This is a genomic window from Streptomyces sp. A 4/2, assembly GCF_940670765.1.
Lineage (GTDB): Bacteria > Actinomycetota > Actinomycetes > Streptomycetales > Streptomycetaceae > Streptomyces.
This window is the reverse complement of sequence record NZ_CALNVW010000007.1, coordinates 128,803-144,262: the sequence shown is the minus strand read 5'-3', so window position 1 is coordinate 144,262 and position 15,460 is coordinate 128,803. Positions and strand designations below refer to the sequence as shown.

Sequence of the window (15,460 nt, the reverse complement as noted above, 5' to 3'; positions counted from 1 at the left end):
CGGTGCACGTTCACAGTGAACCGTGCCAAGGGGGGCCCGTACGAGGGGCCCGGCAAGGTACCGTCGAATATGAGGCACCAGGAGACGCTGAACGTGGCGCCTCCCAGGCGAAGGGGAAGCACCTCGTGGCACGCATCGGTGATGGCGGCGACCTGCTCAAGTGCTCGTTCTGCGGGAAGAGCCAGAAGCAGGTGAAGAAGCTCATCGCAGGCCCCGGGGTGTACATCTGCGACGAGTGCATCGATCTCTGCAACGAGATCATCGAAGAGGAACTCGCGGAGACCTCCGAAGTGCGGTGGGAGGAACTGCCCAAGCCGCGCGAGATCTACGAGTTCCTCGAGGGGTACGTCGTCGGGCAGGAGCCCGCGAAGAAGGCTCTCTCGGTAGCGGTCTACAACCACTACAAGCGCGTCCAGGCCGGTGAGAACGGCGGCGGGACCAACCGCGAGGACGCGATCGAGCTCGCCAAGTCCAACATCCTGCTGCTGGGCCCCACGGGCTCCGGCAAGACACTGCTCGCCCAGACCCTGGCCCGGATGCTCAACGTCCCGTTCGCCATTGCGGACGCGACGGCGCTGACGGAGGCCGGGTACGTCGGCGAGGACGTCGAGAACATCCTGCTGAAGCTGATCCAGGCCGCTGACTACGACGTCAAGAAGGCCGAGACCGGCATCATCTACATCGACGAGATCGACAAGGTCGCCCGCAAGAGCGAGAACCCGTCGATCACCCGCGATGTCTCCGGCGAGGGCGTCCAGCAGGCCCTGTTGAAGATCCTGGAGGGCACGACCGCCTCGGTACCGCCGCAGGGCGGCCGTAAGCACCCGCACCAGGAGTTCATCCAGATCGACACGACGAACGTGCTGTTCATCGTGGGCGGCGCCTTCTCCGGTCTGGAGCGGATCATCGAGTCCCGGGCGGGCGCGAAGGGCATCGGCTTCGGCGCGACCATCCGTTCCAAGCGGGAGATCGAGGCGAGCGACCAGTTCCAGGAGGTCATGCCGGAGGACCTGGTGAAGTTCGGGATGATCCCCGAGTTCATCGGCCGTCTCCCCGTGCTGACCTCGGTCCACAACCTGGACCGCGAGGCGCTTCTCCAGATCCTGGTCGAGCCGCGCAACGCGCTGGTGAAGCAGTACCAGCGCCTCTTCGAACTCGACGGCGTGGAGCTGGACTTCGACCGCCCGTCCCTGGAGGCCATCGCCGACCAGGCGATCCTGCGCGGCACCGGGGCGCGCGGGCTGCGCGCCATCATGGAAGAGGTCCTCCAGTCGGTGATGTACGAGGTGCCGTCCCGCAAGGACGTCGCCCGGGTCGTCATCACGGCGGACGTCGTCCGGGACAACGTGAACCCGACGCTGGTCCCGCGCGAGCCGCGGATCGTGGGCAACGACGGCCGCCACGAGAAGTCCGCCTGACGCCCGGCAGATACGCGAAGGGGCGCCCGGTCAGTCAACTGACCGGGCGCCCCTTTCTGCTGGGCTGTTACTGCTTGACGCGGGCGGCGTTGTAGACCTTGGCCGCGATGGCCGCGGCGTCGTCCATCGGGAGTGTCTTCTTGGTCAGGATCAGCGACACATCGGTGTTCTGCACGATCCCGAGCGTGCTGTAGTCGGCCCAGACGCAGATGGGCAGCACGAAGGTCTTCGGCACCTGGGCCGCGGCGCCACTGGTGTCGTCGGTGGAGGTGTTCGTGACCTTGGCGTTCTGGCACTTCATGAGGGCGCCGGAGAAGCCGGGAGGCGTGACCTTCTGGGGGCTGTCCTCCAGCTCCACCTTCACACCGTCCGACGAGCTCTTGGAAATACCCGCCTGGGACATCGCGAACGCACCGTCGATGGCCTTCTCCGGGTCGTCGATCGTGCCCCAGAGACCGGAGAAGTTGAGGTCCTTCTCGGTCAGTCCCGTGCCGGTCGTGTACGAGGCGCCGACCTTCGAGGGGTCCTTGATGCCGATGCCCTCGGCCTTCTGCTTGCCGTCCGCGCCCCATGACGAGTCGTCGGAGCCCGACTTCTTCTGGTACTCGCCGATCGACGCCGGGGCGACGAGCTTGTACCCCTTGGTGCTGTCGGCGACGTCACTGCTGCCGCCGCCCTTCGAGGTCAGCAGGAAGACACCGCCGCCGATCACCGCGACGGCCACGACCACCGCGCCCACGATCAGACCCGTCTTCTTCTTCGGTCCCTGCGGCGGGGGCGGCATCTGGCCGTATCCGGGCTGCTGCCCGTACGGCGGCTGCTGCGGCGGCTGGCCGTACGGGTTCGGCTGGCCCGGCTGCTGCTGCGGGTAGCCGTACCCCGGCTGCGGCGGGACGCCCTGCGGGGGCTGCTGCGGGTAGCCGTAGCCGGGCTGCGGCTGGCCGGCGGGCTGGCCGTACGGGTTGGCAGGCTGCTGCTGGGGCTGCGCCGGCTGTCCGTACGGACCGGGCTGCTGCGGCGGCTGCTGCCCGTACGGCCCCGGCTGCTGCGGCTGTTGGCCGTACGGTCCCGGCTGGTTGTAGCTCATGGACTGGGTTCCCCCTCTGGATACTCACGTGACGCGAACATCCTGACCGACGTATTCGCCCACCGGGGAGACGGGGGCCACAGTCTCACCAAAGATTCCCGTTTCAGTACGTGACCGTGACGCCCTTAAACTAGGTCCGTGACCGAGAACTCATCGCAGACTCCAGCGCCCACCACCGAACTGCCGACCCAGTACGTTCCGGCCGAGGTAGAGGGGAAGCTGTACGAGCGCTGGGTGGAGCGCGGCTATTTCGAGGCCGACGCGAAGAGCGACAAGCCTCCGTTCACCATCGTCATCCCGCCGCCGAACGTCACGGGCTCCCTCCACCTGGGCCACGCCTTCCAGCACACGCTGATGGACTCCCTCACCCGCCGTAAGCGCATGCAGGGCTACGAAGCCCTGTGGCTGCCCGGTACGGACCACGCCGGTATCGCCACCCAGAACAAGGTCGAGCAGCAGCTCGCCGAGGAGGGCAAGTCCCGGCAGGACCTGGGGCGTGAGGAGTTCACCGAGCGGGTCTGGCAGTGGAAGGAGGAGTACGGCGGCAAGATCCTCGGGCAGATGCGCCGCCTCGGCGACGGGGTCGACTGGTCGCGTGAGCGGTTCACCATGGACGAGGGGCTGTCCCGGGCCGTCCAGACGATCTTCAAGCGGCTGTACGACGACGAGCTGATCTACCGCGCCGAGCGCATCATCAACTGGTGCCCGCGCTGTCTCACCGCGATCTCCGACATCGAGGTCGACTACCAGGACGACGACGGCGAGCTGGTCTCGCTCAAGTACGGCGAGGGTGACGAGACCCTGGTCGTCGCCACCACCCGGGTCGAGACGATGCTCGGTGACACCGCGATCGCCGTCCACCCGGACGACGAGCGGTACGCGCACCTCATCGGCAAGCGGATCAAGCTGCCGCTCACCGACCGGACCATCCCGGTCGTCGCGGACGCCCACGTCGACCCGGAGTTCGGCACCGGCGCCGTCAAGGTGACGCCCGCCCATGACCCGAACGACTTCGCCATCGGCCAGCGGCACGGCCTGGAGTCCACGACGATCATGGACGAGCGCGGTGTCATCACCGTGCCGGGCCCGTTCCACGGTCTGGACCGGTTCGAGGCGCGCTCCACGATCGTCGAGGCCATGCGCGAGCAGGGCCGGATCGTCGCCGAGAAGCGCCCGTACACGCACTCCGTCGGACACTGCTCGCGCTGCAAGACCACCGTCGAGCCGCGCCTCTCCCTCCAGTGGTGGGTCAAGGTCGAGACGCTCGCCAAGGACGCGGGCGACGCGGTCCGCGACGGGCGGGTCACGATCCACCCGAAGGAGCTGGAGAAGCGCTACTTCGACTGGGTCGACAACCTCAACGACTGGTGCATCTCACGGCAGTTGTGGTGGGGCCACCGGATCCCCGTCTGGTACGGCCCCGAGGGCCAGGTCGTCTGCGTCGGCCCCGGCGACGAGGCGCCCACCGGCGAGGGCTGGCACCAGGACGAGGACGTCCTCGACACCTGGTTCTCCTCCGGCCTGTGGCCGTTCTCCACGCTCGGCTGGCCGGAGCAGACCCCGGACCTGGAGAAGTTCTACTCGACCGATGTGCTCGTCACCGGCCACGACATCATCTTCTTCTGGGTCGCCCGGATGATGATGTTCGGCCTGTACGCGATGGACGGCGTCGCGCCGTTCAAGACGGTCGCGCTGACCGGTCTCGTCCGTGACGAGAACGGAAAGAAGATGTCCAAGTCCTTCGGGAACGTGATCGATCCGCTGGACTGGATGGACGAGTACGGCTCCGACGCCGTCCGCTTCACCCTCGCCAACGGCGCCAACCCCGGCGCGGACGTGCCGATCGGCGAGGACTGGGTCAAGGCGTCCCGCAACTTCGCCAACAAGATCTGGAACGCCACCCGCTTCGCGCTGATGAACGGCGCCAACGTCGAGGGTGAACTGCCGCCCGTCGAGAAGCAGTCGGCCAACGACCGGTGGATCCTGTCGCGGCTGAACGCGGTCGTCGCCGAAGTGGACGCGTACTACGACGACTTCCAGTTCGCGAAGCTCGCCGACGCCCTCTACCACTTCGCCTGGGACGAGGTCTTCGACTGGTACGTCGAGCTGTCCAAGACGACGTTCTTCGCGGGCGGCGAGGCGGCGCAGACCTCGGGGCGGGTCCTCGGTGAGGTCCTCGACGTGATGCTGCGGCTGCTGCACCCGGTCGTCCCGTTCGTCACCGAGACGCTCTGGACCACGCTCACCGGCAAGGAGTCGGTGGTCGTCGCCGACTGGCCGAAGGACTCCGGCTTCCGGGACAGCGCGGCCGAGCAGGAGATCGCGCTGGTCCAGCAGGTGATCACCGAGGTCCGCAGGTTCCGCTCCGACCAGGGACTCCAGCCGGGCCAGAAGGTCCCGGCCGAACTCGACCTGACCGGCACGGCGCTGGCACCGCACGAGGGGGCCATCCGCCAGGTGCTGCGGCTCCAGCCCGCGGGGGAGGGCTTCCACGCCACCGCGTCGCTGCCGGTCGCGGGTGCGAAGGTCGCACTCGACCTGTCGGGGACGATCGATGTCGCGGCCGAGCGCAAGCGGCTGACCAAGGACCTCGGCGCGGCCGAGAAGGAGAAGGCGCAGGCGCTCGGGAAGCTCGGCAACGAGGCGTTCCTGGCGAAGGCCCCGGACCAGGTGGTCGACAAGATCCGTACACGGCTGGCCAAGGCCGAGGCGGACATCGAGCGGATCAGCGCCCAGCTGGACGGGCTGCCGCAGGCGTAGCCGGGTGACCGCACGCGCGTGACGAAGGCCCCCGGTCCGCCGGGGGCCTTCGCCGTGTGCGCCCGGCACGGGCGGTCAGGCGGCGGGCGTCAGCACCTTCGCCGTCACCGTGTCGAACTCCTCGACGCACTGGCCGGTGCCCAGCGCCACACAGTCCAGCGGTGCGTCCGCCACCGTCACCGCGATGCCCGTCGCCGAGGCGAGCCGCAGATCCAGGCCGGGCAGCAGCGATCCGCCGCCGGTCAGGACGATCCCGTGCTTCATCACGTCCGCGGCCAGTTCGGGCGGGCACTCCTCCAGCATCGCCCGCACCGTGCTGACGATCGCCTCGACGGGGCTGTTCAGCGCCGCCCGCACCTCGGTCGCGCTCAGCGTCACGGCGGTCGGGAACCCGCTGATCTTCTGGCGGCCCCGCACGGTGCAGGTCCGGGTCTCCAGCCCCTGGTCGCCGGGGACCGGCCGGGCCGAACCGAGCGCCAGCTTGACCTCCTCGGAGGTCCGCTCACCGACCAGCAGGCCGTGTTCCTTGCGGATGTGGTTGCTGATCGCGGCGTTCATCCGGTCGCCCGCCGTGCGCAGCGAGCGGGCGGCGACGGTCCCTCCCATGGAGATCACCCCGACCTCGGTCGTACCGCCGCCGATGTCGACCACCATCGAACCGCGCGGTTCGTCGACCGGCAGCCCCGCGCCCATAGCCGCCGCCATCGGCTCGTCCAGCAGATGGACGGTCCGGGCCCCCGCCCGCCGCGCCGCGTGCACGATGGCCCGCCGCTCCACCGGAGTGACGCCGCTCGGCACGCACACGATCATGCGGGTGCGCGGCCGTCTGCCCTTGACGGCCTTGCGCACGAAGTACCTGATCATTTCCTCGGCGGCGTCGTATTCGCTGATCACGCCGTCCCGCAGCGGACGGATCGCGGTGACCGACTCAGGAGTGCGCCCCAGGCTCTCCTTCGCCTCGTCGCCGATCGCCGGAGCCCCGCGCCCGTCGTCGCGGACGGCGACCACGGACGGCTCGTTGAGCACAATGCCCTGGCCGCGGACGTAGAGAAGCGTGTTGACCGTGCCGAGATCGATGCCTATGTCCATGATTCTTGAGTGTGCCCCCGGCGGGTCCGGTCCGCGCGCCGGAGTACGCCGAACCGGGCCCCGGCGCCCGGACCGGACCGGGGCGCCCCGACTGTCGGTGGACCTCCGTAGACTGGACCCGTGAGCGAGCCCGACCCTTTCGACGAGATCGTCGACGCAGCAACGACCCGTGACCCCGACCTGGCGGTGATCGAGGCCGGCAGCCGTACCCTGCGCACCCAGGCCGGATCACCGCAGGGCGACGAGGTCCCCACCCGACCCACCGACCCGGAGGTGGACAAGGCGCTGCGCACGGTGGAGCAGGATCTCCTGGGCCGCTGGCCCGAGACCAAGCTCGACCCCTCCCTCGTACGGATGGAGGCGCTGCTCGACCTCCTGGGCGACCCGCAGCGCGCGTACCCCTCGATCCACATCACCGGCACCAACGGCAAGACATCGACGGCGCGCATGATCGAGGCGCTGCTCGGCGCGTTCGAGCTGCGCACCGGGCGGTACACCTCGCCGCACGTCCAGTCGATCACCGAGCGCATCAGCCTCAATGGTGCGCCGATCGAGGCCGAGCGCTTCATCGAGACGTACGAGGACATCAAGCCGTACGTCGGGATGACCGACGAGCAGCAGGAGCACCGGCTCTCGTTCTTCGAGGTGCTCACCGGTATGGCGTACGCCGCCTTCGCCGACGCGCCCGTGGACGTCGCGGTGGTCGAGGTAGGGATGGGGGGCAGCTGGGACGCCACGAATGTCATCGAGGCCCCCGTCGCCGTGGTCACCCCTATCTCGCTCGACCACACGGACCGGCTCGGGAACACGCCCGGCGAGATCGCCGTGGAGAAGTCCGGGATCATCAAGCAGGGTGCGACGGTCGTCCTGGCGCAGCAGCCGGTCGACGCCGCGCAGGTGATGCTGAAGAAGGCCGTCGAGGCGGACGCCACCGTGGCCCGCGCGGGCATGGAGTTCGGCGTCGTCAGCCGGGAGGTCGCCGTCGGCGGTCAGTTGCTGACGCTGCGCGGACTCGCCGGTGAGGCCAACGAGTACACCGAGATCTTCCTGCCGCTGTACGGCGCCCACCAGGCGCAGAACGCGGCGGTGGCGCTCGCCGCGGTCGAGGCGTTCTTCGGCGTCGGCGCGCAGCAGTCCGGCCTGCTCGACATCGACACGGTCCGCAAGGCGTTTGCCTCGGTGACCTCGCCCGGCCGGATGGAGGTCGTGCGCAGCTCGCCGACCGTCGTCCTGGACGCCGCGCACAACCCGGCGGGCGCGCAGGTGACGGCCGCGGCCGTCACCGAGGCGTTCAGCTTCTCGCGGCTGATCGGGGTGGTCGGCGCGAGCGGCGACAAGGACGTCCGGGGGCTGCTCGAAGCGTTCGAGCCGATCTTCGCGGAGGTCGTCGTCACGCAGAACTCCACGCACCGCGCGATGAGCGCGGACGACCTCGCCGCCATCGCCGTCGAGGTGTTCGGCGACGAGCGGGTGGTCGTCGAGCCGCGCCTCGACGACGCCCTGGAGGCGGCGATCACCCTCGCCGAGGAGGAGGACGAGTACGCCGGAGCGGGCGTCCTGGTCACCGGTTCCGTGATCACTGTCGGCGAGGCCCGGCTGCTCCTGGGGAGGCGCTGACCCATGCGTACGCTCTGCGCGTCCACCCTGATCGGTGAATTCTTCGTCATCGGATTCGCCGGTCTGGTCGCCATGAAGGGTGATCTGTCGGGGGCGACCGTCTGGACGGTGTGCGGCATCGGCATGCTGCTCTCGGTGCTGCTCTGCGGAATGCTCAGCCGTCCGGGCGCGGTGCAGATCGGCTGGGCCCTCCAGATCGCGCTGATCGCGAGCGGCTTCGTCGTGCCGATGATGTTCATCCTGGGGGTCGCGTTCGGTGGCCTGTGGTGGGCCTCGGTCCACTACGGACGGATCATCGACGCGGCCAAGGCCCGCTGGGCCGCCCAGGCGGAGGCGGCGGAAGCCCAGTAGCACGCGCCGGGCGGTCACCGGCGCGTGAGTGCCCGGTCCGGGTGTTTCCCGCTCAGTGACTCCCTGTAGCCTCGTGCCCCCGTACATATTTGCCCACAAGGAGCCGCACGCGATGACTCAGCGCACCCTCGTCCTTCTCAAGCCGGACGCTGTCAGGCGCAGCTTGGTAGGCGAGATCGTCGGCCGCATCGAGCGCAAGGCCGGCTGGAGGATCACCGCGCTGGAGATGCGCAGCCTGGACCGTTCGCTCCTGGAGCAGCACTACGCCGAGCACGTGGGCCGGCCCTTCTACGAGCCGCTGGTCGAGTTCATGGCCTCGGGCCCGGTCGTCGCCCTGGTCGTCGAGGGCGAGCGGGTCATCGAGGGCGTGCGCGCCCTGGCGGGTCCCACTGACCCGATTGCCGCAGCGCCCGGCTCCATTCGTGGCGATTTCGGCAGCATCGTCCGGGAGAACCTCATCCACGCATCGGACTCGGAGGAGTCCGCAGAGCGAGAATTGAAGATCTTTTTTCCGGGCGTATCCTGACGTGGCGTCAGCCGAATAGCCGCTCACAGGCTGGGGCGACCGAATTAATTCGGTCGCCCTTCGGCATATGCCGGGCGATTTCGGGAACGCATCGCTCCGACATGACGTCACCATGACTGAGGCGGCTACAAGTTCCGCCCACATGGCGGAGGACCCTCGCGCGGTGTCCGTGCAGGCGGCACTACGATGGAAGTCTTCACACCCACAGCGCTCACTTCGCCTACCAAAAAGCCAATCGCTCCACTTGGGAAGGCCCGACGCATCCTCATGGGGAACAAGGGGAACTCAATGTCGTTCATCGGCCGTGACATGGCTATCGACCTCGGGACTGCCAACACGCTGGTGTACGTCAGGGGTCGAGGAATCGTCCTCAACGAACCCTCCGTCGTCGCCATCAACACCAACACCGGCGGGATTCTCGCCGTAGGCGCCGAGGCGAAGAAGATGATCGGCCGTACGCCGGGCAACATCGTTGCCGTACGGCCGCTGAAGGACGGCGTGATCGCCGACTTCGAGATCACCGAGCGGATGCTCCGTTACTTCATCCTGAAGATCCACAAGCGCCGCTACCTGGCCCGCCCGCGCGTCGTCGTCTGTGTGCCCTCGGGCATCACGGGGGTCGAGCGCCGCGCCGTCATCGAGGCGTCCACGCAGGCCGGTGCCCGTCAGGTGCACATCATCGAAGAGCCCATGGCCGCAGCCATCGGCTCGGGACTTCCGGTCCACGAGGCCACCGGCAACATGGTCGTCGACATCGGCGGCGGCACCACCGAGGTCGCCGTCATCTCGCTCGGCGGGATCGTCACGGCGCAGTCGATCAGGACCGCCGGGGACGAGCTGGACAACGCGATCATCCAGCACATCAAGAAGGAGTACTCGCTCCTCCTCGGTGAGCGCACCGCCGAACAGATCAAGATCACGATCGGCTCGGCGTTCGATCTGGAGAAGGACGAGCACACCGAGATCCGTGGCCGCGACCTCGTGTCCGGTCTGCCCAAGACCGTGGTCATCTCCGCCGCCGAGGTCCGCAAGGCCATCGAGGAGCCGGTCAACGCGATCGTCGACGCGGTCAAGACCACGCTCGACAAGTGCCCGCCCGAGCTCTCCGGTGACGTCATGGACCGCGGCATCGTCCTCACCGGTGGCGGCGCGCTGCTCCGCGGCCTGGACGAGCGGCTGCGCCACGAGACCGGAATGCCGATCCACATCGCCGAGGACCCGCTCGACTCCGTCGCGCTCGGATCCGGCAAGTGCGTCGAGGAGTTCGAGGCGCTCCAGCAGGTGCTGGACGCCCAGCCCCGCCGGTAGCCGCACACCGCTTACGGCCGTACGGGGCACGTCCGCCCCGTACGGCCGATCGTCGGCGGAGACAGCGCCGGGACAGGCGCAGAGTTACACCGACAGACAAACGCATAGACATTCCGACGAGGAAGGCACGGCCTCCGCACGTGAGGGACACACGAGAGAGCCGGCTGCTCCTGGTGCTGCTGATCGCCATCGCGTTCGCGCTGATCACTGTGGACATCCGCGGCGGTGAGGCGTCTCCGGTCGACGGTGCCCGGCATGCCGCCGCCACCGTCTTCGGACCGGTCGAGAACGGGGTCGCGGGCGCCGTGAACCCGGTCGGCAACGCGATCGGCGCAGTACGGGACTCCGGCGAGCGCCACAACCGCATCAGCGCACTGGAGCGTGAGAACGCCGCTCTGAAGCAGCAACTCGGCAGCAGCGACCGCAACCGCAGCCGCGTCCGCCAGCTCGACAGCATGCTCAAGACCGCGGGTGCGGGCCAGTACGGAATCAAGGGCGCCCAGGTCATCGCCATAGGAGCCGCACAGGGCTTCTCCTGGACCATCACCATCGACGCCGGGTCCTCCGACGGCATCAAGCGCGACATGACCGTGCTCAACGGCGACGGGCTCGTCGGCCGGGTCACCACGGTCGGCCCGAACACCGCGACCGTACTGCTCGCCAACGACCCCGACTTCACCGTCGGCACCCGGATGGAGCGGACCGACGAGGTCGGCTTCGCCACCGGCCGCGGCGACCGCCCGCTCGCCGTGCAGTTCCTCAACGGCAAGGCACAGGTCAAGAAGGGTGACCGGTTGGTGACCTTCGGTTCGAGCAACGACAAACCCTTCGTGCCGGGAGTCCCGGTCGGCCAGGTCGTCCGTGTCGACCCGACCGGCGGTGACCTGACGCGGACCGTCTACGTCCGTCCGTTCGTCGGGTTCACCAAGCTCGATCTGGTCGGCGTCGTCGTGGAGCCGCCGCGTGACAACCCGCGCGACACGGTGCTCCCCGCCAAGCCCGCGAAGCCGAAGCCGATCCCCACCGTCACGGTCACGGCCACTCCTCCGGGGAACGCCGACAACCAGCAGCAGGACAACAACACCCCCCAGCAGTAGGAGCTGACCGTATGCGTCTCAACCGGATGCTGCTCTCGGCCACTCTGGTGGTGGTCGCCCTGGTGATCCAGGTGAGCGTGCTCGCCCGACTTCAACTCCCTGGTGCCGTACCGGACCTGCTGCTGCTCACCGTGGTGGCTCTCGCGCTGGTCTACGGCCACGTGGGCGGCGCCCTCGTCGGCTTCGGCGCGGGTCTGCTCGCCGACCTCGCCCCGCCCGCCGACCACGCGGCCGGGCGGTACGCGCTCGTCCTGTGCGTCGTCGGCTACGCGGCAGGGCTCGCCAAGCCCGAGACCGGCCGCATCAGGTCCGTCATGGGCCCGATGCTCGTGGTGGTCGCCGCGGCGGTCGGCTCCACCCTGCTGTACGCGGGCGTCGGCTCCCTCGTCGGCGACACCGCCGCCCGTCATGTGGGCCTCATCGGCCTGCTGTTCAGCGCCGCGGTGTACGACCTGCTGCTCGCGCCGTTCACCGTCCCGTTCATCATGGCCCTGGCGAGACGAGCCGAGAACGACCCGCTCGCCGACAGCAAGAGCAGCGGCGTGGGCAGCGATGTCGCGACCGGCTGGCTGGCGGCCGGCACCGGACTGAAGATCGGCAGCCAGCGCGGCGGACTGCGGATGCGGGCGGCCAGGTCCCGCGCGGCGAAGGCCGGACGCATCAAGGGGGTCAAGCGGCTGTGACGTTGTCTGTCCCGGGGGACGACCCCCGAACCCCCAGCAGGACAACGAGGGGGGCATCGCTGTGAGGCTGTTCCTTCCGGGGGACGTCCCCCGAACCCCCAGCAGGACAACCAGTGGGGCATCGCTGTGAGCAATATTCCCGAGACCGGGCGGACCACGCGGCTCCAGATCCGGCTCGTCGTCATCCAGATCCTGGTCTTCTCCCTCCTCCTCACCCTCGGCGGCCGGCTCTGGTACCTCCAGATCCGCAACGGCCAGGAGTACACGGCCGAGGCCAAGAACAACCACGTCCAGCAGGTCGTCCAGCCCGCCGTACGCGGCTCCATCCTCGATGCGCGCGGGGTGCCGCTCGCCGACAACGAGACCCGTCTCGTCGTCTCCGCGAGCCGCTCCAAGCTCACCAAGATGAAGGACGACGGCAAGGCCGTCCTCATCCGCCTCGCCGACGTCCTGGACATGAAGCCCCAGGACGTCCTGGACAAGGTCAGGCTCTGCGACGCGAAGACCAAGCAGCCCTGCTGGAACGGCTCTCCGTACCAGCCGATCCCGGTGACCGACGAGGCCACCACCCAGCAGGCGCTCCAGATCCGTGAGCGCTCCGAGGACTTCCCGGGCATCACCGCCGAGCCCACCGCCGTACGCCGCTACGCCGCGCCCGCCAACGCCAACACCGCGCAGGTGCTCGGCTACCTCTCGCCGGTCACCGACGAAGAGGTCAACAAGGCCAAGAAGACCTCGTCGCCGTATCTGACGTCCGACCAGGTCGGTCGCTCCGGCGTGGAGCGTACGTACGACAAGGAGCTGCGCGGCAAGGCCGGAGTCACCCGCTACGAGGTGGACAACCTCGGCCGGGTCATCGGCCAGGCCGCCAGCGACAAGGCCCAGCCGGGGTCGAACATCGTCACCTCCATCGACGCGCGCGTCCAGGGCGTCGCCGAGCGCGAGCTCGACGAGGCCATGAAGACGGCCCGCAAGGAGTACGACTCGGTCACCCACGAGAACTACAAGGCCGACTCGGGATCCGTCGTCGTCATGGAGGCCAAGACCGGCCGCGTCGTCGCGATGGCGTCCAACCCGACGTACGACCCCAACGACTGGGCCGGTGGCATCTCCGCCAAGAACTACGCCTCGCTCACCGGTAAGGACTCCGACTTCCCCCTGCTGAACAGGGCGATCCAGAGCCAGGCGGCCCCCGGGTCCATCTTCAAGGTCGTCTCCACCACGGCCGCGGTCAACGCGGGCTACCCCTTCAACGGGCACTACCCGTGCACCAGTTCCTACTCGATCGGCAACCAGACCTTCCAGAACTTCGAGTCGGAGAACTTCGGCCCCATCACCCTCGGCCGCGCGCTGGAGGTCTCCTGCGACACCGTCTTCTACGGGATCGCCCACGACGAGTGGAAGAAGGACGGGGGCATCAACCCGAAGAAGAAGCCGAACGACTGGTTCTACAAGACCGCCCACCAGTTCGGCCTCGGCAAGACCACCGGCGTGGACCTGCCCAACGAGGTCAACGGCCGGGTCCCGGACCGCCAGTGGAAGAAGAACTTCTACGCGGCGAACAAGGCCGCGTGGTGCAAGCAGGGCAAGAAGGACGGCAGCTTCGTCGAGCGGATCGCGTACGAGAACTGCCGCGACGGCTACCAGATGCGTCCCGGTGACTCCGTCAACTACTCGATCGGACAGGGCGACACGCTCGTCACCCCGATCCAGATGGCGGACATCTACTCGGCGATCTCCAACGGCGGCACGCTCTACACGCCGACCATCGGCAAGGCGATCGTCAGCGCGGACGGCAAGACCGTCCAGGAGATCGCGCCCACGTCGCACGGCAAGCTGCCGATGGACCAGGCGACCCGCAAGGACATCGACGGCGCACTCGCGGGCGTCGCGACCAACGGAACCGCCGCCTGGCGGTTCCAGGGCTGGCCCCAGTCCAAGATCCCGATGCACGCCAAGACCGGTACGGCCGAGGTCTACGGCAAGCAGACGACCTCGTGGTTCGCCACGTACACCAAGGACTACACGATCGTCATGACGATCTCCCAGGGCGGTACGGGCTCCGGAGGATCCGGGCCCGCCGTGCGCAAGATCTACAACGCGCTCTACGGTCTCGACGACTCCGGGCACCAGGATCCGAAGAGGGCCCTGCTGCCGCACCCCGAGAAGTCCCTGCCGAAGATCAGCCAGGACGGCTCGATCGTCTCGCCGAAGGTCAAGCCGTACGACCCCAACCCGCCGAAGAAGTTGCCGCCGACGGGCCAGCAGCAGATCGCTGCGGGGCTGGGAAGGAAGGACTAGGACCATGGGCGGTTTCTCCGTAGCGCGGTACGCGCCCGAACAGGGCTCCTGGTCCAAACTGGTCGCCCGCGACTCCGTGGTGCGCAGGCTGGACTGGCCCCTGCTCATGTCGTCGCTCGCGCTGTCGTTCATCGGCTCGCTGCTGGTGTACTCGGCGACGCGTGGCCGTGACTCGCTCACCCACGGCGACCAGTACTACTTCCTGCTGCGCCATGCCATGAACACCGGCATCGGGATCGGCCTGATGATCGGCACGATCTGGCTGGGCCACCGGACCCTGCGCGGCGCGGTGCCCGTACTGTTCGGCCTCTCCGTCCTGCTGATCCTCGCGGTGCTCTCGCCGCTCGGTCAGACCGTCAACGGCGCGCACGCCTGGATCGTCATCGGCGGCGGATTCTCCCTCCAGCCCTCCGAGTTCACCAAGATCACGATCATTCTGGGGATGGCGATGATCCTCGCCTCCCGGGTGGACGCGGGCGACCAGGAGACCCCCGACAACCGCACGGTCGTCAAGGCCCTCGGGGTGGCCGCCATCCCGATCGTGATCATCATGCTGATGCCGGACCTCGGCTCGGTCATGGTGCTGGTGATGATCATCCTCGGCGTCCTGCTGGCCTCGGGCGCCTCCAACCGCTGGGTGCTCGGACTCCTCGGTACCGGGGTGGTCGGCGCCATCGGGGTCTGGAAGGCCGGTCTGCTCGACGAGTACCAGATCGCCCGCTTCGCCGCGTTCGCCAACCCCGCGCTGGACCCGGCGGGCGTCGGCTACAACACCAACCAGGCCCGGATCGCGATCGGTTCGGGCGGACTGCACGGCACGGGGCTCTTCCACGGCTCGCAGACCACCGGGCAGTTCGTCCCCGAGCAGCAGACCGACTTCGTCTTCACCGTCGCGGGCGAGGAACTCGGCTTTCTCGGCGCCGGACTGATCCTGGTCCTGCTCGGAGTCGTCCTGTGGCGCGCCTGCCGGATCGCCCGCGGGGCGACGGAGCTGTACGGCACGATCGTGGCGGCCGGGATCATCGCCTGGTTCGCCTTCCAGGCGTTCGAGAACATCGGGATGACGCTCGGCATCATGCCGGTGGCGGGACTGCCGCTGCCGTTCGTGTCGTACGGCGGTTCGTCGATGTTCGCGGTGTGGATCGCGATCGGGCTGCTCCAGTCGATCCGGGTGCAACGGCCCATGTCCGCCTGACCGTTCCGGTGTGAGGTGCGTGAGGTGC

12 protein-coding genes are annotated in these 15,460 nt (G+C 68.5%); 10 read left to right on the top strand and 2 right to left on the bottom strand.

Annotated features, from left to right (window positions below):
- Positions 1–125: 125 nt before the first annotated feature.
- On the top strand, positions 126–1,418 hold the full coding sequence (clpX, locus tag NBY69_RS04620) for an ATP-dependent Clp protease ATP-binding subunit ClpX (RefSeq protein WP_250298433.1): 1,293 nt from the start codon (positions 126–128) through the stop codon (positions 1,416–1,418).
- A 67-nt stretch (positions 1,419–1,485) separates the two neighbouring features.
- Here clpX and NBY69_RS04615 read toward each other — a convergent pair whose 3' ends face one another.
- On the bottom strand, positions 1,486–2,505 hold the full coding sequence (locus NBY69_RS04615; protein ID WP_250298432.1) for a hypothetical protein: 1,020 nt from the start codon (positions 2,503–2,505) through the stop codon (positions 1,486–1,488).
- Between the two features lie 138 nt (positions 2,506–2,643).
- Between NBY69_RS04615 and NBY69_RS04610 the strand changes: the two genes are divergently transcribed.
- Positions 2,644–5,265: a valine--tRNA ligase gene (locus NBY69_RS04610; protein ID WP_250298431.1), complete on the top strand. Its 2,622-nt coding sequence runs from the start codon at positions 2,644–2,646 to the stop codon at positions 5,263–5,265.
- A gap of 75 nt (positions 5,266–5,340) precedes the next feature.
- Here the strand turns inward: NBY69_RS04610 and NBY69_RS04605 are convergent, their stop codons facing one another.
- Positions 5,341–6,354 (bottom strand): rod shape-determining protein, encoded by a 1,014-nt coding sequence (locus NBY69_RS04605; protein WP_250298430.1) that lies wholly within the window; start codon positions 6,352–6,354, stop codon positions 5,341–5,343.
- 120 nt (positions 6,355–6,474) lie between these two features.
- On the opposite strand from NBY69_RS04605, the gene NBY69_RS04600 reads away from it, so the two are divergent.
- The 8 genes from NBY69_RS04600 (at position 6,475) to rodA (ending at position 15,432) form a co-directional block, all read left to right on the top strand.
- A complete protein-coding gene (locus tag NBY69_RS04600; RefSeq protein WP_250298429.1) occupies positions 6,475–7,971 on the top strand; it encodes a folylpolyglutamate synthase/dihydrofolate synthase family protein in 1,497 nt (498 codons plus the stop codon).
- 3 nt (positions 7,972–7,974) lie between these two features.
- Positions 7,975–8,322: a DUF4233 domain-containing protein gene (locus NBY69_RS04595; RefSeq protein WP_250298428.1), complete on the top strand. Its 348-nt coding sequence runs from the start codon at positions 7,975–7,977 to the stop codon at positions 8,320–8,322.
- A 112-nt stretch (positions 8,323–8,434) separates the two neighbouring features.
- The gene (ndk, locus tag NBY69_RS04590) at positions 8,435–8,848 is read left to right on the top strand and encodes a nucleoside-diphosphate kinase (RefSeq protein WP_250298427.1); all 414 of its coding nucleotides are present in this window, start codon (positions 8,435–8,437) and stop codon (positions 8,846–8,848) included.
- Between the two features lie 288 nt (positions 8,849–9,136).
- Entirely contained in the window at positions 9,137–10,156 is a 1,020-nt protein-coding gene (locus tag NBY69_RS04585) for a rod shape-determining protein (protein ID WP_250298426.1), read from the top strand.
- Positions 10,157–10,296: 140 nt separating this feature from the next.
- On the top strand, positions 10,297–11,253 hold the full coding sequence (gene mreC, locus NBY69_RS04580; RefSeq protein ID WP_250298425.1) for a rod shape-determining protein MreC: 957 nt from the start codon (positions 10,297–10,299) through the stop codon (positions 11,251–11,253).
- Between the two features lie 11 nt (positions 11,254–11,264).
- On the top strand, positions 11,265–11,936 hold the full coding sequence (gene mreD / locus NBY69_RS04575; protein WP_250298424.1) for a rod shape-determining protein MreD: 672 nt from the start codon (positions 11,265–11,267) through the stop codon (positions 11,934–11,936).
- Positions 11,937–12,062: 126 nt separating this feature from the next.
- A complete protein-coding gene (mrdA, locus tag NBY69_RS04570; protein WP_250298423.1) occupies positions 12,063–14,237 on the top strand; it encodes a penicillin-binding protein 2 in 2,175 nt (724 codons plus the stop codon).
- Between the two features lie 4 nt (positions 14,238–14,241).
- Complete coding sequence (rodA, locus tag NBY69_RS04565) at positions 14,242–15,432, top strand: rod shape-determining protein RodA (protein WP_250298422.1); 1,191 nt, start codon at positions 14,242–14,244, stop codon at positions 15,430–15,432.
- Positions 15,433–15,460 lie beyond the last annotated feature (28 nt).

Coding starts and splice junctions, on each gene's coding strand:
- NBY69_RS04595 (WP_250298428.1), top strand. CDS start 7,975: ATGCGTACGCTCTGCGCGTCCACCCTGATCGGTGAATTCTTCGTCATC.
- rodA (WP_250298422.1), top strand. CDS start 14,242: ATGGGCGGTTTCTCCGTAGCGCGGTACGCGCCCGAACAGGGCTCCTGG.
- NBY69_RS04615 (WP_250298432.1), bottom strand. CDS start 2,505: ATGAGCTACAACCAGCCGGGACCGTACGGCCAACAGCCGCAGCAGCCG.
- ndk (WP_250298427.1), top strand. CDS start 8,435: ATGACTCAGCGCACCCTCGTCCTTCTCAAGCCGGACGCTGTCAGGCGC.
- NBY69_RS04585 (WP_250298426.1), top strand. CDS start 9,137: ATGTCGTTCATCGGCCGTGACATGGCTATCGACCTCGGGACTGCCAAC.
- mreD (WP_250298424.1), top strand. CDS start 11,265: ATGCGTCTCAACCGGATGCTGCTCTCGGCCACTCTGGTGGTGGTCGCC.
- NBY69_RS04605 (WP_250298430.1), bottom strand. CDS start 6,354: ATGGACATAGGCATCGATCTCGGCACGGTCAACACGCTTCTCTACGTC.